16 protein-coding genes are annotated in these 20,070 nt (G+C 44.9%); 8 read left to right on the top strand and 8 right to left on the bottom strand.

Annotation, left to right across the window (positions count from 1 at the left end):
• The first annotated feature begins 258 nt into the window (after nt 1–258).
• Nucleotides 259–4,548 carry a DUF7507 domain-containing protein gene (locus G9Q97_RS08575; protein ID WP_166145634.1) on the top strand — a complete coding sequence of 1,430 codons (4,290 nt, stop codon included), beginning with the start codon at nt 259–261 and terminating at the stop codon, nt 4,546–4,548.
• A 305-nt stretch (nt 4,549–4,853) separates the two neighbouring features.
• Here the strand turns inward: G9Q97_RS08575 and G9Q97_RS08570 are convergent, their stop codons facing one another.
• From G9Q97_RS08570 to G9Q97_RS08555, 4 genes are all read right to left on the bottom strand, one after another.
• On the bottom strand, nt 4,854–6,512 hold the full coding sequence (locus tag G9Q97_RS08570) for a hypothetical protein (protein WP_166145631.1): 1,659 nt from the start codon (nt 6,510–6,512) through the stop codon (nt 4,854–4,856).
• Between the two features lie 223 nt (nt 6,513–6,735).
• Entirely contained in the window at nt 6,736–7,260 is a 525-nt protein-coding gene (locus tag G9Q97_RS08565) for a hypothetical protein (protein WP_222851955.1), read from the bottom strand.
• A gap of 64 nt (nt 7,261–7,324) precedes the next feature.
• Nucleotides 7,325–7,828: a hypothetical protein gene (locus G9Q97_RS08560; protein ID WP_166145628.1), complete on the bottom strand. Its 504-nt coding sequence runs from the start codon at nt 7,826–7,828 to the stop codon at nt 7,325–7,327.
• A gap of 175 nt (nt 7,829–8,003) precedes the next feature.
• Complete coding sequence (locus tag G9Q97_RS08555; RefSeq protein ID WP_246255536.1) at nt 8,004–8,225, bottom strand: hypothetical protein; 222 nt, start codon at nt 8,223–8,225, stop codon at nt 8,004–8,006.
• Nucleotides 8,226–8,415: 190 nt separating this feature from the next.
• Between G9Q97_RS08555 and G9Q97_RS08550 the strand changes: the two genes are divergently transcribed.
• The 7 genes from G9Q97_RS08550 to G9Q97_RS25010 all read left to right on the top strand — a co-directional run bounded on the left by G9Q97_RS08550 (nt 8,416) and on the right by G9Q97_RS25010 (nt 15,263).
• On the top strand, nt 8,416–8,673 hold the full coding sequence (locus G9Q97_RS08550) for a PqqD family protein (protein WP_166145625.1): 258 nt from the start codon (nt 8,416–8,418) through the stop codon (nt 8,671–8,673).
• Nucleotides 8,666–9,706, top strand: a complete 1,041-nt coding sequence (locus G9Q97_RS08545; protein ID WP_166145622.1) for an ATP-grasp domain-containing protein — start codon at nt 8,666–8,668, stop codon at nt 9,704–9,706. The genes G9Q97_RS08550 and G9Q97_RS08545 overlap by 8 nt, the downstream gene beginning before the upstream one ends.
• Nucleotides 9,707–9,727: 21 nt before the next feature.
• Entirely contained in the window at nt 9,728–11,086 is a 1,359-nt protein-coding gene (locus G9Q97_RS08540; protein ID WP_166145620.1) for an alanine racemase, read from the top strand.
• A gap of 13 nt (nt 11,087–11,099) precedes the next feature.
• On the top strand, nt 11,100–13,136 hold the full coding sequence (locus G9Q97_RS08535; RefSeq protein ID WP_246255535.1) for an urea transporter: 2,037 nt from the start codon (nt 11,100–11,102) through the stop codon (nt 13,134–13,136).
• Nucleotides 13,137–13,260: 124 nt separating this feature from the next.
• A complete protein-coding gene (locus G9Q97_RS08530) occupies nt 13,261–14,616 on the top strand; it encodes a tetratricopeptide repeat protein (RefSeq protein ID WP_166145617.1) in 1,356 nt (451 codons plus the stop codon).
• Nucleotides 14,604–14,996 carry a tetratricopeptide repeat protein gene (locus tag G9Q97_RS25015; protein WP_246255533.1) on the top strand — a complete coding sequence of 131 codons (393 nt, stop codon included), beginning with the start codon at nt 14,604–14,606 and terminating at the stop codon, nt 14,994–14,996. Before G9Q97_RS08530 ends, G9Q97_RS25015 begins: the two co-directional genes overlap by 13 nt.
• Before the next feature lie 45 nt (nt 14,997–15,041).
• Nucleotides 15,042–15,263, top strand: a complete 222-nt coding sequence (locus G9Q97_RS25010) for a tetratricopeptide repeat protein (protein ID WP_246255531.1) — start codon at nt 15,042–15,044, stop codon at nt 15,261–15,263.
• A 26-nt stretch (nt 15,264–15,289) separates the two neighbouring features.
• Here the strand turns inward: G9Q97_RS25010 and G9Q97_RS08520 are convergent, their stop codons facing one another.
• From G9Q97_RS08520 to G9Q97_RS08505, 4 genes are read right to left on the bottom strand one after another with little or no spacing between them, the layout of a single operon-like run.
• A complete protein-coding gene (locus G9Q97_RS08520; protein ID WP_222851954.1) occupies nt 15,290–15,664 on the bottom strand; it encodes a hypothetical protein in 375 nt (124 codons plus the stop codon).
• 40 nt (nt 15,665–15,704) lie between these two features.
• On the bottom strand, nt 15,705–16,919 hold the full coding sequence (locus G9Q97_RS08515; RefSeq protein ID WP_166145611.1) for a DUF4998 domain-containing protein: 1,215 nt from the start codon (nt 16,917–16,919) through the stop codon (nt 15,705–15,707).
• Between the two features lie 2 nt (nt 16,920–16,921).
• Nucleotides 16,922–18,136, bottom strand: coding sequence for a DUF5000 domain-containing lipoprotein (locus G9Q97_RS08510; RefSeq protein ID WP_166145608.1), 1,215 nt, complete (start codon nt 18,134–18,136; stop codon nt 16,922–16,924).
• A 22-nt stretch (nt 18,137–18,158) separates the two neighbouring features.
• Nucleotides 18,159–20,063 carry a RagB/SusD family nutrient uptake outer membrane protein gene (locus G9Q97_RS08505; protein ID WP_166145605.1) on the bottom strand — a complete coding sequence of 635 codons (1,905 nt, stop codon included), beginning with the start codon at nt 20,061–20,063 and terminating at the stop codon, nt 18,159–18,161.
• Nucleotides 20,064–20,070: the final 7 nt, after the last annotated feature.

The following is a 20,070-nucleotide window of genomic DNA, read 5'->3' as shown; positions in this document are numbered from 1 at the left end:
TAACCAGACGATTTGATGGAGCTGGAAAGGCTGGGGTGCGTAGGGAAGGGGCCAGACCGGGGGGGCAGGCAGCGCATTTCTAATGGTTCAACACCTCCGTTGAGGTCCTCATGGAAACCTTCCTAACGAATAAAAAAGTGGGCGTCCCTGATAGATACCAATAAATTTATTTATATATTGACGGCGTTTTTAGTCTGAGGAGCAATTGGTGCTTTTCTAACACTTTTTATTTGGCATAAATTTTTATTTCTGATTTCAATGAAAAGCCTTAAACGGATATTTTTTGAGAAAGTCCGCTTTTTCTGCTGCGGTGTGCTGTGCCTGTTGACAGTAGCTCCTTTTTTATCATTTGCCCAAAACGATAACCGTGTACCCTTCAGGCATCGGGTAGGGGTCAATCCGCCGGAGGGAAAGGTCTTCCGCCTAAAAGGGGATTTTACCATGATCGGAAATACAAACCTAACCTTAGAGAATTATAGCACCTCTTCCTCAGACAATTCATTGAACAGGATGGTATTTGTTGACGTCGATGACGATCCGGAAACCTTCAACTCCTCTACTGCCACGCTACAGTTTTCCCGGGAAAACGGAGCGGACCCTGCCTGCTCAGAAATCGTATATGCCGGTCTGTACTGGACGGGTAAATCGATAGTCGGACAGGGGTTTACCTTTGACCGGACGAAACGGATAACGGCTAAGGTCCCCACGGAAGTCAACAATGAAGAGCAAATCGCCTATTATGGGGACGATATCCGTTACAGTTCCTACCACCTGAGCTACGAGCTGAGGGAGGATGTGGCAGGGGAAATCTTTCCCAGGTATTACTTGTTAAACGAAAGTGGCCCACAACTTACACTGCAGTTTACAAATGACCCAGCAGCCACCGTGCAGTACCGGATTGGCGATACCGACTGGAAGGAGGTAGAAAACCTGAGTATTTCCCGATCGGAGCATACCGCTACGGCCAGCTTCGATTCCATTACTGTAGCGGATCTGGGCTTTTCATTTTCGATCCATTCACTAAGCCGAACAATAGGGAAGCCGGCAGAGGAGTACGCGCACGAGGATATGGGGGTGAAACTAACTGCTTCAGGAAGCTACTATGAGGAATACGATCATACGGTAAGCTTTGATAAGCGAAAGGTAAAGCTTAAGGGCCCGGGAGCGGCAGAGTACCTGGATATCTTTGCTCAGGGTAATGGGATTTTGTATCCTCATTATGCTATGGAGGACATTTACGTCGGCTATGCAGATGTAACAGATCTGGTTAAGGGTTTTGGCCCGGGGGAGTACACCCTGGCGGATCTGGCGACCATAGATGAAAAGGGAAATGATACCGGCTTTTTCGGCAACTGGGGCCTGGCGGTGGTTTATCAAAATTCCAAAATGAATTGGCGGGATATCAGCATTTTTGATGGCTATTCCTATGTTAGATCCATGGATGGTGAGGAACAATTCGGCGAAATTGAAATCAAGGGGTTTGAAACCATCGACCAGGGACCTGTCAAGCTAAAGCTGGGAGTAATGACCGGGGAGGGCGACCGACAGATCAAGGGAGATTTCCTACAAATCATGAATCAAGACAATCAATGGCACAACCTGCGTCATCCATTGACCACGACGACCAACTTTTTCAACTCTTCTATTTATACACCGGTACTAAACCAGGAAGCTGAACTGGAAGAAACGCCGAGGAATCCGATGCTATTGCACAATACTGGCGCCGATATCGCTCAATGGGAGGTCCCCAATCCCAATAATTCCATCATTGCCAATAATCAATCGACTTTTAGGTTTCGCTATGGCACCAATCAGGACCAATACACGATTTATGCATTTGCTTTCTCCGTGGAAGCATTTGTGCCTGAAATCCAGGTGTTTAATCAGATTAAACAGGTCAATGGTGTCCCTCCAGGGGAAACTCCCTCCCTGCAACCCGGAGAGGAAATTACCTATACCTTAAGCCTAAAGAACTTCGGAACGGAAGCTACCGGTAACAACCGCATTACTATTCCACTGCCCCTTACTGCCACCTTCAAGGAGGCGAAGACCTTCCCGGCGGACCATGGTATTGTCAGGTTCGACCCGGAATTGGGTGTAGCAGGATCCATTGTCTGGGAAATCGGAGAGATTCCCCTGCCAGAAGATCCGGAGGAAGTGTTGGCGCTGCTGGAATTCACCCTGATGGTTACTACGGATTGTTTTATATGGGCGAATTTCAATTGTGAATCCACCTTTTCGGTCGATGGCCAGCTTTCAGGTACGGGAAGCATTTCACAAAGTGCCTATTCCAATGTACCCTTTGCCTCCGGCTTTATGGGGGAAGCCTGCGAAGCGGCAGCCAGGTTTGGACCCATAGAGATTCCGGTAGTGGGCCAGGCTGAATTTGTGGCTAGCCAGTGCAGCGGTCAGGAAAGTGGGTCAACGTTAGGGCCCACCCAACTTCCCGATTTTTGTGAGGGTGATCCGCCTGTTGATCTGAGTACCTTAATTTCACCGATCCGGGAGGGATTGTCGGTTTATTTTTTTACTCAGGAAGAAGGAGGTTCCCCCCTTCCTGCATTTCAAGTGGACACCTATACCCGCGGCATGACGCAGCTATGGGTAGCAGAGGGGCTAACCGGATCCTGTACCGGAGCCCGGGTTCCTCTGTGGGTCAACGTCATCTCGAAGGCGCATCAGCCTTCGGTTTTTGATCTGGAAGTGTGTCAGTTCTCAAAACCAGTATTTTTTCCTGTTCGTGAAAACGAGGCCTATACTCGAAATTATTACCTGGATGATGACCCGGAAAGCATGCCATTAGACGGCATTCCCCAGGTGGATCCTGTTCGGGAAGGTTTATATAGGGTCTACGTCAGCCAATTCAGTGAAGTGGAATGTGAAAGCGAACGTGTGCCGGTTTATATCACGGTGATTGATTGTAGCTTTATACCGACTATTGAGATCGAAAAATCTGCGAGCGTGGATAAGTACACCAAGATGAATGATACCATACAGTATACCCTGGTCGTAACCAACCCCCGGAAACTAGACCTGGTAAACGTCCGGGTCCGAGATGAGCTGACCCAGGATTCCTGGTCAATCCCTTTCCTGAATGCCGGCGACTCCCTGACATTCAAGACGACCTACCACATCAAACCGGAGGACATCGAACGAAGATTTGTACGAAATCAGGCCTATGCATGGGGATATACGGTAGAGGGAGAATATGTCACAGACGGCGCTCAGGTCGATGTACCAGCGGTAATATTTCCCGATGGTTTCCTTGATTACGAAATCGCCTCCTATCCGGAAAGCTGTTCATCGGAAGAGGAAAACTCGGGAATGATAGAAATACAATTTCCCGACTTCTACCCTCAGACAGGTACCTACCTACTAATACGGCAAGTGGATGGTCAGGAATTTTCAGGGTCATTTGAAAACCTAACGCGTGTAAAAATAGCTGTGCCACACGGTGAATATAGCCTGGAACTAACTGACCTGGAAGGCAATACACTGAACAATACCCGGCGCTATACTGTTGCCCAAAAAGCTTTTGTAGACTTTTCTGTACCTGAAACTATTGAGGCATGCTACCCCTATTCATTTTTTCCAGAGGCCCCTGCGGCCCTGAGGTACGAACTCATCGACCCGAGTGGGGACCGGGTAACTCAAAACAACGAAGGGGGATTTGGTCTCACCGAATCGGGCGCTTACCGTATGATCGCCAGCGATCCCTCCGGGATCCTATGCCCCCTGGAGAAATCATTTATTGCCAGCATCGCTCTGCCGGAATCCATTGATTTGGTACTGGCTCCCTTTTGCCGGGATGATGTGTTTACGACACTCAGCTTGCAGGAGGACGCCCCCGATTTGAGCATCCAATGGTTTTTGATTTCATCCCAGGGACCAGTTCACCTTTCAGATTACGACGAAAACCCCACACTTACCATCCAGCAGGAAGGTTTGTACGAAGTGAGGTTAACCAGCCGAAAAGGATGCATGGTAGGTAAAGAGCAGGTGGAAGTAACGCAATCTGTCTCCGTAGCACCAGTGCTGCAGGCACTTTACTCCCTTTGTGCTACCAAAAACATGGCGGTAACCATAGATGCCGGGGAGTCCTTTACGGAAGCAGAATGGCTTATGGATGGACAAATACTCAGCACAAGCACCCTGTTTTCTCCCCAACAACCTGGAACATACAGCCTGTGGGTCCGGGATACTCAGGGATGTGAGTTTATGGTAGATTTTGAAGTGGAAGATGCCTGCGATCCGCTTATAAGGTATCCGACCGCCATTCGCCCCGGAGATCCGCAACGACCCTTTGTAGTTTATCCCAACAACCTGACCGCAGAAATAACGGTGTTTATTCAAAACCGCTGGGGAGAATTGATCTACTATTGTGAGGACAAAAACCTCCAGGCAAATCAGCCTTCTATCTGCCTATGGGATGGCTTTGTCAATAACCAAAAGGTTCCGAATGGAAATTACTCAGTAGTAATTCACTATAAATCCAGGGGGGAAGACCTGCTGGTTACGGAAAAGGGATTGATAACCGTAATCGATTAGCGACTCGAAAAATAGGATCCGTTTCCTCTTTCTGGCTACAGGTAGGCTTGTACCTTTAGCTCAAGGCATCCCCAATAAGATGTATGATCCGGTTCAGATTACTTCGCCGAAGGGAGAACAATAAGAATTCTATTAATGAGGCACTTAGATTCTATTCTTCCGAATCGGCAATTGCCAACCGCTTTATAAATTGGGGTTTTCAATAGGTATTTTCGCATATAAAGGAGGATCAGATGGCAAAGGCTAATATGGCTATTCCTGATGAACCATAAAGGTCTCTCTGTCCCTTGACAAAGTCGAACAGGCTAGTCGATGCGCCGGATCTCCACATCTTTAAACAAATACGGATTATCGCTAACGCGAAGATCCTTGCCACTTTCCATAGTTACATTTTCGAGAATCACTTCTTTGGTACGTACATGGGGATACTTTTCCACATAAGAATCGCTCGTCATTTCCGGGTTGAAATTACCAAAAATGGCTGGCCCCTGGTAGTCCTCAGGATGGTTGGAATCGTCTATGTGCAGGTTTTCAATTACGATGCGCTCCGGCATATAGGTCGTATATCCGAAATCGTGTTGACCGGAGTTGGAGCCGCCTATAAGGCTGGCACTGGCAGAAGCTCCGCCCGCCGGAATAAATACGCAATCCCGGATAATAAATTCTCCCTCCCAGGTGCTGCCATAATCAGAACGCAAATTGATGAGGGTCCTGCCGTTCAAAGTGGAATTTTCCACCAAAAAGGTGCCGGTACCGATGGCGTTTATCCCCATGTGGCCTAAAGTGGAATTACGGACCGTGGCATTGGCCACTCCCATATGGGCGTCAAACCGGGAAAAGGTACAATGGTCCAGAATCAGGTTTTTGCAAAAATTAGAACCCATAATGCCCCAGTAGGTGCGGTCGTTGATGTCATTGGTCTGGCTGCAATGTTCGAAGGAGACATTCAGGGAACGGCTCAAGGATATGTCATAGGTTCCCATGGAGACGGGCACACCCGCAGAGCCAATGGTACGATAGGTTTTGTGACCGGTCAATACGGTGTTTTTTACGGTAACATAGGCACAATCCCGAAAATTAAGAAAACCTCCATAGGGAGCACCCTGCTCTCCCTCCCCGGTAACCCGGTGCTCCAGGCCATCCAGCAGGACATTGGATCTTCTGATGGCAATGCCACGACTGTAATACGTGTATCTGGATTCGTCCTGGTTGGCTATGGTAGTAAACCTGCCTCCCCTGATGGTGAGTTGGTCCTCGTCCATGGGGAGGGCCGTAATTTCGGTAATCTGATCAAAGTCCCATATAATGGGTGCATCTGCATCCACATTCCCATCCTTGTCTACAATAAAAATATCTGTCTGCGGGGAACCGTCATTTTGGTTCGGCCCGTACCGTATATAGCGCCGGACATTGGCATCGGTCACTGTCACCAGGCAGGGACCGGGCAAATCTGCCTTTATTTTGTCCTGGTCCCTTTTCAGTGAAGTAACTCCCTGCAGGTTAAAAGGCTTAAGAGTGGAACTGACCAAAAACACGTGTTTGGTCCGGTCCACTACTTCGGTATCGTCTATGATAAATTCGGCCGTTCCGAAATCTGTGTCAGTCTGTATCACCGCCGTGCGCAATTTCCCGCTAATATAGTAGGTATAACCATCATCTGCCTTCACTTGCAGGCCTTGTTGATTGGCTACAGCATGGCTGGCAGCAATGGCATCAATGTCGTCGGTTTTGCCGTCACCCTTCGCCCCAAAATCACTGTAGCGGACATAGGCCTGCGTCATAAAGTCCCGCATGTCCCCGGGGTTCACATTGACCACCAATTCCCCTTTTCCATTGGTGCTTATCCCGGTCGCTTCCGTATTGTTGGTTATCAAAACACGCTCGTGGGGAGCAAGTTCCTGGGCTATGGCTTTTGGAAGGATCAAAAGTAAGCAGACAAAAAGGGTAAATATCTGGTATTTCATGGTATCTGGGTTTATAGAAAACTGCAAAATCCGAAACCGCTTGGATTGCAGCTATAAGATGCTCAAAAACTAGGAATTTTCCCGCATAAACCCAAAGTAAATTCAATCAACGGGGCAAAATTTAAATACAAGGGCCTGTTTCAGCATTGAAGCAGGCCCCTGGCTTTTGGAATGAGATTAACTGTGCTTGCAACTACTTTTTCTTTTTGGCAAATACCAGTCTTTAAAGGGCTTCAATTCGCGCTATTTTGATGCCGGTAAAACAATCATCGACACAATTATTTTCCACATAACCACAGGTAGAGATCATCCCGTTATTCTCCCTCTCAAAATAGGTTATAGCGTTTTCTCTTTCCACAAGCCACTCTAGTTGGGCTTTTGTATATACTTCGTCCAGGGTCATTGGTTCGGCTCCGTTTTGGTGGCTGCCCAGTTCGGTTTCGTTTTCAGTCCATTCCAATTCTTCTTCTGGAATCGCCTCTGACAGGTCTTCTGGTAATGTTGTATACTTAAAATGTCTTTTGCTAATGGACCCATCGATTACAGTAAGGGTGGTTTCCCAGGAAAAACCTACCCAACTTCCAAAAACGACTGTATAGGTATAGGAATTGTCCGACGATTTTTTAAAGTCCATCCACGCATTTTCACTTATTTCGAAGTCATTTTGGTGTTCCAGAACATTGGATACACAGGAGAAGAACAAGCTCCCGATTGGCAACAAAGCCATAAAGTAAAATAAATTTTTCATTGATTAACAGGTTTTTAAAAATGATGGCTAATTCATAATTTGTCCCACTTCCATTAATTCAGGTCTAAGTGGTTACCCTTGAATACACCGGATTCGGAGCACACATAGAAAGTAACACATCATTGCATGCTGTAATAAGGGCCAATTTTGACCCCTCTTCCCTATATTCCAAAGTAGAAATTACAGGTTGGGCATCGGCATTGATTTCCATTTCAATAAGGTCATCCATGGTTCCCCATGTCGCTTCGTTTCCGATAAAAAGATCTTGTTCGGCCTCAAAAACGATCGTTTTGGCCTCAAGGGTAAAACTTCCCTCCTGAAAATGGTAATAGCCAACGATTGCATCCGTCTCGGGATCACGATAAGTTATAGATTTTTGGTAGCTCCCATCCCGGTTTAGCACCAGGGAATTGACCTGGTTCAATTGGTGGTCCTCGTGAAAATCAACCATTTCCCAGGAACCGTAAAGTCCTGCATGGTCAAAGTCATCTCCGGAGTCGGTGCAGCCCTGGACAGCGATCAATAGCACCGTCATAAAAAGGGAAAAATGTAAATGGTGTTTGGTCATAATTTTTAAAATTTAGTTTTAGCCTATACGAAAGCAATAACCATTACGTCCTACCGATATAAAAAAAGGGATTGAATGCTGCTCTGTCATACCAATCCCTTAAAAGATGAAAAAGGGTCAGACGGTTTAGAACCGTCAGACCTTTTTCAATCTCTAAGAAACTTCTTACAAAAATTTAAACCCGCTCCAGCTTCACCGGATAGGTTTTTTGGGAAGCCCACTGGGGTAAGTAGATGTTTGCATCCCAGTCTACACAGACACCATGTGGATGCATAAAGACCTGGATGTTAATACCTTTCCGTTGTTCCTGAAGGTTACCGGTTACATATTCAGGGGCGGTACCTCCCGGAGTAGAAACCACCCAGTCCTGATTATACAAAACGGTAATGTATCCCAAATTAGGAAAGGTTTGCGAGGTGCTACGGTATATAGCCGCATACATGTTATCACCTCGCAATACTGGTCGGATACAAGATAACGCCAGGTTCGGTTGGTATTCTTTTCGGACGTGTGACTAATGTCATAAAAATTACCCAAAACATTATGTACTTTTCGGCAACACCTTGGTTCCTTTTATGCCGAATACCATGCCAAAAATCAGAAAAAATATCGCCATAAGTGAATCGGGATTCGTCTTTGATCCGCTTTCGGGAGAGTCCTACTCCTTAAACCCCCTTGGACTAGAAATCATTCATTTGATCAAAAATGGGCAAACCTACGAAGATTTGTCGGAGGCACTGCTAGCGAAATATGAGGTGGACCAGGAAACGTTCGACAGGTATTTCTATGATTTTGTAGCTGCACTCAAGCAATTTAACCTAATAGAAGTGGAAACAGATGCCTAAGCTCACAATTGCACTATCCGGGCTCAACAATATCGATAGCCCCGGACCGGGTATTCCTGTCATCCGTGGAATCCGAGATTCCAAAATACTAAATCCAAGGATAATTGGACTGGCCTATGAAAATCTGGAACCTGGTGCTTACATGCATGATTTAGTGGATAAAACCTACAAAGTCCCTTATCCTTCCGACGGAGTAGAACCTTTGCTAGAGCGTTTGAAGTACATCCAAGAGAAAGAACAAATAGACGTATTGATCCCCAATTTTGATTCGGAACTTTTCACCTTTATGAAGTCTGAAAAAACACTTCGGGAAATCGGAATCACTACCTTTCTACCCACGCTCAACCAATTTGAAGAAAGGCATAAATCCAACCTTCCGGAGTATGGGAAAAAGTACGGGGTCAACGTACCGTACAGTGAACCCATCAGCAGTGTGCAGGATTTTTTGCAGCATAAGGAAAAATTCGAATTTCCTGTGGTCGTAAAAGGAAAGTTCTACGATGCATACATGGCGTATGATCTGGATCAGCTCGGAATGTATTTCAACAAAATCGCCTCCAAATGGGGACTTCCTATCGTTATTCAGGAATTTGTCAAAGGCACTGAAGTCAACGTCGTGGCGTTGGGAGATGGCAAGGGAAACACCATTGGGGCCGTACCCATGCGTAAAACGTATATCACGGACAAGGGGAAAGCATGGGGAGGAATTACCTTGGAGGACCCTACCATGCTGGACCTGACAGATAAAATTATCTCCCAGACCCATTGGAGGGGAGGCATGGAATTGGAACTGATTCGCACGGCCAAAAATGGATTATACCTGATCGAAATCAACCCCAGATTACCTGCATGGGTTTACCTGGCTGTTGCAGCCGGGCAAAATCTACCCGAAGCTTTGGTTCGGCTGGCGTTGGGAGAAGAGGTAAAACCTTTTCAGGGGTATGCTTCCGGAAAAATGTTTATCCGGTATTCCTTTGACATGATTACAGACTTAGACGAATTTGAAAAACTGTCCACCAAAGGTGAACTGTAACCCCTAAAAAACCAAACCGTCATGGAAAAGCTACCATTTGAAAGACCCACAATTCAAAAAATCAGCGCTGGTATTCCCAGCAAACACGGTATTTCAAGAAAACTGGAACCGCTATCCCATATAGATGGGCTTTCCATCAAATCCCTGATCAATGAATATGGCTCACCCTTATTCATTTTATCAGAATCCAGCATCAGAAAAACCTACAAGGAAGCCTACAGGGCCTTTAGTTCCCGGTATCCCAATGTGCAATTTGCCTGGTCGTACAAGACCAATTACTTGAATGCTGTTTGCAAGGCGTTCCATCAGGAAGGCGTCTGGGCAGAGGTGGTTTCTGGTTTCGAATATGACAAGGCGGCGGCCAACGGCGTTCCCGGCGAATCGATTATTTTTAATGGCCCCAATAAAAGTAAAGAAGACCTGAGAAAGGCCATTCAAAACAGTTCCCTGATTCATATCGATCACTTTGACGAACTCTATGAGATCATCCACCTATCCAGGGAAATGGACGAGAGGCCAAAAGTTGCCATCCGAATCAACATGGACGTAGGTGTTTATCCAAAGTGGGACCGATTTGGTTTCAATTTTGAAAATGGAGAGGCCTGGGATGCGCTGAACAGGATCAAGGCCAGCAAAAATCTGGACCTGATCGGGCTGCATACCCATATCGGTACCTATATGATGACGACTGAAGCCTATAAAATTGCAGCGTCAAAACTTGCCCAACTGGCTGTTAGCCTGGAAAAAAAACACGGTCATGTCATCCAGTATATAGATATAGGAGGGGGTTTTGCTTCTAAAAATACAGTCCGTGGAGCCTATTATCCTGGTACGGATACTACGCCTTCTTTTGATGATTTTGCAGAGGCCATCACTTCTGCTTTGATGAGTTCTGAAATCAAACCAGATCACCTACCCATGCTCATACTGGAAACTGGTCGGGCGTTGATAGACGATGCCGGTTACCTGGCAGGCACTGTATTGGCTAACAAAAGACTATCCGACGGACGAAGAGCAACCATCATTGATACAGGGGTTAACCTGCTCTTTACGGCATTCTGGTACGAACACGATATCCGCCCCATCGAACCCATTTCAGACCAAATGGAGGATACGACCATTTATGGGCCTCTTTGTATGAATATCGATGTCATCCGGGGAAACGTCATGTTTCCCTTGCTCAAAAAAGGCGATCACTATGTGGTAAGGCGTGTAGGCGCCTACAATACCACCCAGTGGATGCAGTTCATCAACCTTCGTCCCCAAATTGTGATGCTGGATATGAAAGGCAAAGCTCATCTGGTTAGAAAAGGCGAAACCCTGGATACTATTAACTCACAGGAAATAACACCGGAACATCTCCAGAATTTTAACCTCTAAAAGGCCCGGATCCATGAAGAAGCTGGAATGGTTTCCACAAGCCCTGGTCAACAGTTATGCTCAGGTGTTTTTTTCGAACAACAAATGGTTTGGAATCATCTTGTTGCTGCTCACTTTCGTGGACTTTTATGTGGGAATTTATGGCTTGCTTTCCGTTTCCGCAGCCCTGCTTACCGGATATATCATCGGGCTAAGTGAGTACCCTATCCGTCAAGGGTACTATGGATTCAATAGCCTACTGGTAGGAGTCGGTCTGGCGATTTATTTCCAGCCAGGTCCTCTGCTTTTGTTTCTAATATTGATTTCAGGGGTATTAACGCTTTTTGTTTCACTGGCCTTTGAGGGCATCTTAGGAAAATACGGTCTTCCATTTCTTAGTTTGCCTTTCATACTGGTGTTTTGGCTGCTCCGCCTGGCTTCCAGACAGTTTGAAGCCCTCGGACTGAATGAAAGAGGCATTTATGTGCTGAATGAACTTTATCTTCTGGGAGGCAATCAATTGGTGAGTCTGTATGAATGGTGGAACCAATTTCCTTTTCCTTCTTCCCTAAAAACCTATTTCCTCTCTTTAGGAGCCATATTCTTTCAGCAAAATATATTTGCCGGAGTATTTGCGGCAATCGGCCTGCTGATATATTCCAGAATAGGTTTCACGCTTTCCCTATTGGGATTTTACATAGCCTATGCCTTTTATTTGGTGTTAGGGGTTCCTTTTACGGGAATCTCCTATAGCTTTATAGGCTTCAATTATTTCCTTACCGCAATCGCTCTGGGGGGATTTTTCATTATTCCCAACAAAAGCTCTTTTGCCAGTCTATTGATCATTATTCCGATAGTTGCTGTCCTGAGTATTTCCCTACAGGAAATCTTCAACCTTTTTTACCTACCTGTACATTCCTTCCCTTTCAATCTGGCCGTACTGACTTTCCTGTATGGGTTAAAGTTTCGGATGGACAACCGCATAGGCCTAAGCACCATTTTCTGGCAACAGAATTCCCCAGAGAAAAATCTATACAACTATCGCAACTTTATGGACAGGTTTGGTAAGGACAGTCCTATTCCTATCTACCTCCCCTTTTTCGGGGAATGGGCAATTACCCAAGGCCATAAGGGATCCTACACCCACAAAGATGAGTGGAAGCATGCCTGGGATTTTGAAATCAAAGACGAAGAAGGAAAAACCTTTAAAGATGAAGGAGACTATCCTGCTGATTATTACTGCTTTGACAAAAACCTTCTTGCACCTGCCTACGGAACGATAGAAAACGTGGTGAACGATGTGGACGACAACCCTATCGGGAAAAGAAACCTGGAAAAAAACTGGGGCAATACCATTGTCATAAGACATTCGGATTTTTTATTCAGCCAATTAAGTCATTTACGAAAAGGAAGTATTGTCCCGCAAATAGGAGATAAAGTCAAAAAGGGGGACATCATTGCCCGATTGGGCAATTCTGGAAACTCTCCCTTTCCACACTTGCATTTTCAGCTACAGTCTACTCCCCATATCGGTTCCAAAACAATAGATTACCCGATTTCGGATGTTTGGATGCGTTATCAGAATAAAGACTCCTTGTTGTCGGTAGCCACTCCACCTGTGGGAGCGATGGTGTCCTCATTGAATCCGCATTCAGCACTGAAAAACGCATTTTCATTTGTTATCGGTGAGCAATTGAAGTTTAAAAATAAGGAAGAACAGCAAATCACCTGGACTGTAAAAAAAGATTATTCACTAAACCGGTATCTGGAGTGCGAGCCGAGTGGGTCCAAGGCCTATTTCAAACTGGATGAGGCCATGCTGCATTTTACTCATTTTGAAGGAGACCGAAGATCGACCCTATACCGATTTTATTTGGCTGCATACAAAATCAGTTTCGGTTTTACCAATGGCTTAGAGTTGAGGGATAGTTTTCCGATAAATATGGTCTTCCATCCCAAGAAAATCTTCTTGCAAGATTTTATCGCTCCCTTTCTCAGATATCTGAGGGGGAATACAGACTTCGCTATCCTGAAAAAGGAAACGGACTTTCCCTCAAGCCTATTGAATTAAAAGGAGAAATCATCAAAAGTTCTTTCGGCAGAAAACTGGACACGTATTCCTTTGAATTCCTTATCGACAATACCGGAATCAGAAGTTTTCATTTTCAATCCGGAAATTCAATCCTAGAAACGACATGGATAGAATCACTATCAGCATAAGCATTATTTTGGTGCTATTCGGGTCCAATTTTGTAAATGCCCAGGAACAAAAAAGTCTGCCTGAAACTGACAGGCTCACCTATGTTTTATTCCAACAAAAAAACTGGGATGAATTGATTTCTGAAGGACGAAAGGCCTTGAAATCTGGTATAGACTATTATTACCTGAGGGTCAGATTGGGCTTGGCTCATTACGAAAAACAAAATTTCCATCTGGCGGCCAGGCATTTTGAAAAAGCCTTAAAAATGAATGATTCCGAAGCTTACGTCAACGAATACCTGTATTATTCGTATTTGATGGCGGGCAGACAGGCTGAAGCCAGTTTGGTGGCTGCGGATTTTTCGCTTGAACTCAAGACAAAAACAAAAACGGAAAAACGAAACTTCATTTCTGGTTTGGATCTGGCTTACAACTACACGGGAATCACTGAGACGGGTGTTTTGGACAATTTTACTACCAATATCCCCTTGGATAAAGACGGTACTCAATTCATTCCAAAACAGCATCATTATTTTTTCCTGGGCCTTCAGCATCAAATAGATCCACGTTGGTCTTTCTACCACGGATATTCCAACCTTCAAGTGAATCAACTCCGGTACACCCAGGCTTCCAATGAGTCGCAGTTGGAGAATGATTTCCAATCGGAATTGCATCAATATTACGGCCATATGAGCTTTCTGGTTACGAAAGGACTTACCCTTTCCGGAGGCTTACATTATGTCAATTCAAATTACCAGACATTGACTGAGATATTGACCGGATCTCCAGGCCGGCCTTCCATTCGCACAGTTGCTACTACCGTCAACACTAATAATTGGGTTGGTTTTGTCTCGGTTTACAAGCGATTTGAATACATCAGCCTCGGAGCTAGCTATTATAGAGGAAACATTTCCGATTTCATTCAAAATCAAACTTACTTTAAACTGATCACCTATCCCCTGGGCAACCTCCATTTATACACCATTACAACAGCCTCTTATCAAAACCAGGACTTCATAGACGGAAGCAATAATAACAGGCTGGTCATTGATCAACAATTGGGATTGAAGGCGACTGAATGGCTTTGGTTGGAAGCCTATGGCACCTTTGGGGAAATCGAGAACTACTTTATGAAAGACGGGTTGGTCATCTTTAACCGCATGGATTTGGTCAAGCAAAGGTTTGGTGGACGCTTTATCTTTCAAGCCACACCTAAATGGTCCTTTACCGTGGATTATACCTACTTGAAGAACCAAAGCCAGTTTATTCAGACCCCCTTTACAGGAGAAACTTTCAATCAAAAAAATTATCAATTACATTCCCTTACTGCAATTACATCATGGAGATTCTAACGTTCCCCCGCAAGAAAGGCGTCCTGGCAGCTTCAAGGCCCTTAATCAAAAGCTACTTACTGGCTTTTATGCTTTTGCTATCTTTACAAGTGCATGCGCAGGATAATGTCATCAATGCTTTCAAGCAAAGTTATGCGCTTGAAAAAACTGGGAATTACAAGGCAGCGGCAGAAGCGTTACAAGCTATCTACCAATCAGACGGCTATGAGATCAATTTGAGACTGGGTTGGCTCCAATTCCAGGCAGGGCAGCTCGAAGAATCCGTGAATTATTACCAAAAAGCAGTCAACTTGAAGCCTTATGCCATTGAACCAAAATTGGGTTTGGTTTTACCCTTATCCATGCAGGGAGACTGGAATCAGATCATAGGGATATATTAGAAAATCCTGCAATCGGATCCTCAAAATTCCCTGGTTAACTACAGGTTGGGGCTGATTTATTACAATCAGGGTATCTATGACAAAGCCGATCCATACTTAGAAAAAGTAGTCAATCTATACCCCTTTGATTACGATGGTTTGATTCTTCTGGCCTGGAACAAATTAAATCTTCAGAAGACAAGAGAGGCGTCAGTACTTTTTCAAAAGGTACTGATGAACAATCCTGACGATAAATCAGCCCTGGAAGGATTGAAATTGATTAAATGACCATTGAAAAGGTCAGTTATTACATTTCAGCTTATTGATGAATATACCGGATGGGGTGCACACATAGATAATATTACATCATTGCATGCCGTAATAAGGGCCAATTTTGACCCCTCCTCCCTGTAATCAACCGTTGAGCGCAAGGGCTGGGCCTCGGAATTAATTTTCATTTCAGTAAACTCTTCCATGATTCCCCAGGCCGCTTCGTATCCGATAAAAAGAACCTGTTCAGCCTCAAAAGCGATCTTTTCTCCCTCAAGCCTGATGGCACCAGTAACATAGTAGTGCCGTCGAAGAGTAGGTGGGTTGATAAACAACTCGCTACCAAAAGAAATCAGGACTCGGTTATCAACTTTATCTTTTAAAAACCCCTTTTTGTTTAAGTTCTTAACCTGAAACAAAAAGGGGTTGAAATTCCCATAAGCTAAAATTAGTGCTGGCCTATTTGCCCCAAAAGGTAAATTCATTGAAATTTCCTGCCAGGCCGCCCCCTATAGAAGCAATCCCCACTAGCCGCACATACTGATATTCGGACGCCAGGTTGCTAATGGTTACTTCAAATGTTGGTTGGCTGTTTCCTGTGACTTCCAATGCCTTGGTCCAGCCTTTGGCTTGGGCATCCTCTTCCCAATCTTCCAAAGACATTTCGTCAATATTGCCTGTAGCAGCCCCATCAATATCATTTGTTACCCAAATTTGGTATTCCGCCGGACTTCTTTCCCCGCAGCAACCCGCTCTTTCATCCAACCTGAATTTGCTGATAAGGGCGGGATCCCCCAAATCAAAACTCATAACCCAGGGATACAGGTCTTCAGCATTTGTCTCCGGATCCTCACAACTGTGCCAGAATTCCGCAGTCGAACCATCAGTTAGCCTGGTGTAGCTGCTTCCATAACAACCGTCAGATGCATCAAAAGGCAACTTTAAAGCCGTGATATTGGCTTTGTTGATCATATACTGCTCGGGCAATTCCGTTTCTATTGGGCTTGCCTGAAAACTTTCAATGGCATTTGCATTGGGCAGGAAACTACTGGTCACAGAAAACACACTTCCTCTTTTGTAGTCAGAAAGGATGGTTTCCATGCTCTCATTTTCTACGTGAATTGATTGTGAAACACCCTGACGATCCTCATAGGTGATGGTGGTAGTCTGCGTATTCGGCTCGGCTTCCGACCAACTCACTACCGCATGGTCTTTATAAGCCGAAATTTTCTGCACGGTTCTGTTGATCAGGTTTTCCCTGTATTTTTCTCCATAAACGGTGGCGGGAACTTCCTTCCTGACGGAGCTATTGCCGGCATCGTCCATAAGGAAAAGTCCGAATGTATATTCTCCTTCGGGAAGGTCAAGGTCAAAGCTGATTGTATCGTTTCCGGGCTTATTTCTTTGAATTTCAAATTCATGACTGATTTCACCATTCGAACTCTCCAGAAATCCCTTTTTTATCTTCGGATCAGCATTGATGGCCACCCAGAACCGTAATTTATTGAATCCCGAACCTACAAATACGGTATCGGCGGCACCGATGTAAACGGTTTCACCTTCTTTGACGAACTCATCATAAGTTTCCAATGTAGTCTCACAAGCCGTGGACATTACAATAAGAGCAAAGAAGGAAACCAAAAACAGGATATTGCTAACTGATAAATTTTTCATGTTTATTCCTCTATTTGTCCCCAAAAGTTTAACTCCATCAAATGCATAAATTTCCCTGTTGACCAGGATTCCAGGTTTACAAACCGAATATAGCGAACGGGCGGAGCGTCGATGGGAAACTCAAATTCCTCCCCATCTGCAGCTTGAGCCACATCTTCTGCACTGTTTGTGCCCAGGGGTCCTCCCGATGGTTTTACCACTTCTCCGTTTTCTATCATTTTGGTCCACCCCTCCAGGGACGCGCCATTGTCTTCAGGAAGCTCATCAATTCCCCAGATTTCGAAGTGCCTAGGATTGCCGTGGGTAAAAATCCAGGAATCCTGCCTTTGCCAGAATTTAAACCGACTGAGTTTTGCAAGGACCCCAAGGTCCAGGGTGAATATATGGTAGCCTTCGGAATAAGGAGGGACAACTGTGCCAGGCTGTCCTTGTGCTGTATGGAATCCTGATCCTGCAATGGACCCGTTCCATAAATTTGACTTTGTCCATCCAAAGGCATCGGACTCATCTCCGGTTAAAAACACGTCCCTGAAATTCTCAATATTCAGTATTACTTCTTCCAGAGGGGTCTTTACCGCTTCCATGATTTCAGTGGAATTATCCCAACGGTCTATCGCTGATACACCAAATTTCTTTGACAAAGGTGGAAATCCCCTAAAGGTTTGATGTGTTCTCTGGTCATCACTGATAAATGTAGATTGTTGGTAAATCAGGTTCCCACTTTCATCTTCGGCATACAATAGTAATTCGGCTGCAATCTGGTCTTCATTGTTGTATTTCAACCTAACTCCCCCAAAATCTTCATCCAGTTCAAAACTGGCATACAATTTATCAATGGGGGCTGTTTCTGGCAAAATGGTGACATTTACCGGTTCAGATTGATTGTTGCTCCTGTCTATTGTCACCAATTCCACTACCTGTTCTTTTATTTCCCTTAGTCCCTCTACAACAATATGGTTTTTGAATATAGAAGATTTAGAAGTCACTATTTTCCCATTGTCGAGTTTATAGGTGGCCTGAACCAGCAGTGCATCCTGATCGGCAGGAACACTGTAAGTGATTTTGGCGCCACCTGGCAAGTTGGTTACCGTGACTTCAGTCACCGGGGAGGGAGGTACACCATCATTGGTCAGAGGACCCCTTTCCTCTTCTTCGCATGCAGAAAGTACCATGCAAACTGCTATAAATGTGCAAATAATAAATTTGTTCAATTTCATAGTTCCTTATTTTATATGTAGCTCACCAACCAGGATTTTGTACGAGATTGGAATTGGCAATAAGATCTTCTTCTGCAATAGGCCATAGGTAATCTCTATTCAAGAATTTATAAGTTCCAACATTGATTACATTATAGTAAGAAGCAGTGGTTTCACCCTCTACATTCCAGGCCTGTATGTCGCGGTTTAAAAACTCGGCAGCTCTTTTCCAGCGCCTAAGGTCCCAAAACCTTTGCCCTTCAAAAACCAATTCGATCATCCTTTCATTCTGCAGGATTTCTCTAAAACCTTCTTGAGTGGTGGGTTTTGACGGCTGATTGGAAAATTCACTCCAGGACTGCAGTACTCCTTGCAATCCTGCCCTTTCTCTTACCAGGTCAATCCATTCGTAGGCGCTGGACGGGCCTGAGGATTCGTTGAGGGCTTCGGCATACATCAGGTATAAGTCCGCCAACCGAACAATAGGAAAGGGGTAAGCCCGGCTGGTGTAGCCTGATCCGGAAGTGGCTTGAACATTTTCGTAGTATACCAGCTTTTTTGCCCAGTATCCACTTTGGGACCATCTGTTGGCATCCAACCTTCCGGCTTTCTCTCCTCTTTTTCCTTCCACAATCAATGCATTATCATCACTGTTTACCCCATGGCCAAACCAAACACCGCCGTCAAAACCCAGGGAAGCATAAAACCTTATTTCCCGGTTCAAATTCAACCGGGCGGTATTGAACCCAGGTTGAACGTAATGTTTATGAGCAATACCCGCCTCAGCTACTTCATAGCGATCTGCATAATTGTAACTCACATCTTCATCGATGGGCACTCCATTTTCAGAGTAAAACATTTCGGCAATCTGTAGGGGTGGTGACCACCAGGATTGGGTGCTTTCCCGGTTTTCTGCTGTAAGGCCAGGTGCTATTTTTGCCTGGGCCCAACTTTGAAGTTCTCCACCAGCCGGGCTGTCGGAACTGCCCCAGATCAATTCATCATTCCACCTTTCGGTGACACTACCGCGCACACTGAGTTTTACAACTGTGGTATCAGACCAATCTGATGGTGCACCTTCAAAACGATAAAGTAAATGCCCAGCTTCATGGGCTAGATCGATGGCTTCCTTGCAGGCCTCTGCAGCCCTCACCCATTTGGTTTCATCAAAAGTGGTACTGATAAAGTTATTTCCCTCATGGTCAAGAAAGTTACTATAATCTGAATTGCCATTGAAAAGTGGGCTGGCAGATGTCACCAAAACTTTCGCCTTAATCGCAGCTGCTGCTGGGGCAGTTATCCTTCCTAATTCAAGTCCTCTATCCTCAATGATCAAAGGCAAATCCGGAATGGCTTCATCTAATAATTCCACAATATAATCGGTTACTTCATCCACGGAATTTCTTCTTACCCTTACAGCTTCCACTCCACTGCTGACTTCGATATTTTCACGGATAATGGGAATAGGACCGTACATCCTCATCAGGTAAAAATGAAAATAAGCCTTTAAAAATTTGGCTTCCGCGATCCATTTTACCTTCTCCGTCTCGGTGAGGTTAAATGGTCTGTCCACATTATCCAGAAAAATATTACAGTCTCTCAATGCGATAAACATGTTACTTACCGTTCCGGTGTTTCCCCAATAGCCCAGACTTGGAGAGGTGACATTTTGCCCTCCTCTGGAAATAATTCTCGATTGCCAGTTCCTGGACACATTATCATTCACAGATATTTCATCACCTGCGGCCAAGGCAGGATTATTTATACTGGAATAAGGAGGCAGGTAATTGTAAAGAGTCGCTAAAAACCTCAAGGCACTTTCCCGGGTTTCAAAGGCCCCTTCGATCACAGCAATGTTATCAGGAACCACATCTATAAAATCGCCACAGGAACCCATTGAAAAAACCAGGCTCAGACTTACAATAAATTTTATCAATTTAATCTTCATAATTTCT

This window comes from Cyclobacterium plantarum (genome assembly GCF_011290685.1).
Classification (GTDB): domain Bacteria; phylum Bacteroidota; class Bacteroidia; order Cytophagales; family Cyclobacteriaceae; genus Cyclobacterium; species Cyclobacterium plantarum.
This window is presented reverse-complemented; position numbering and strand designations above follow the sequence as displayed.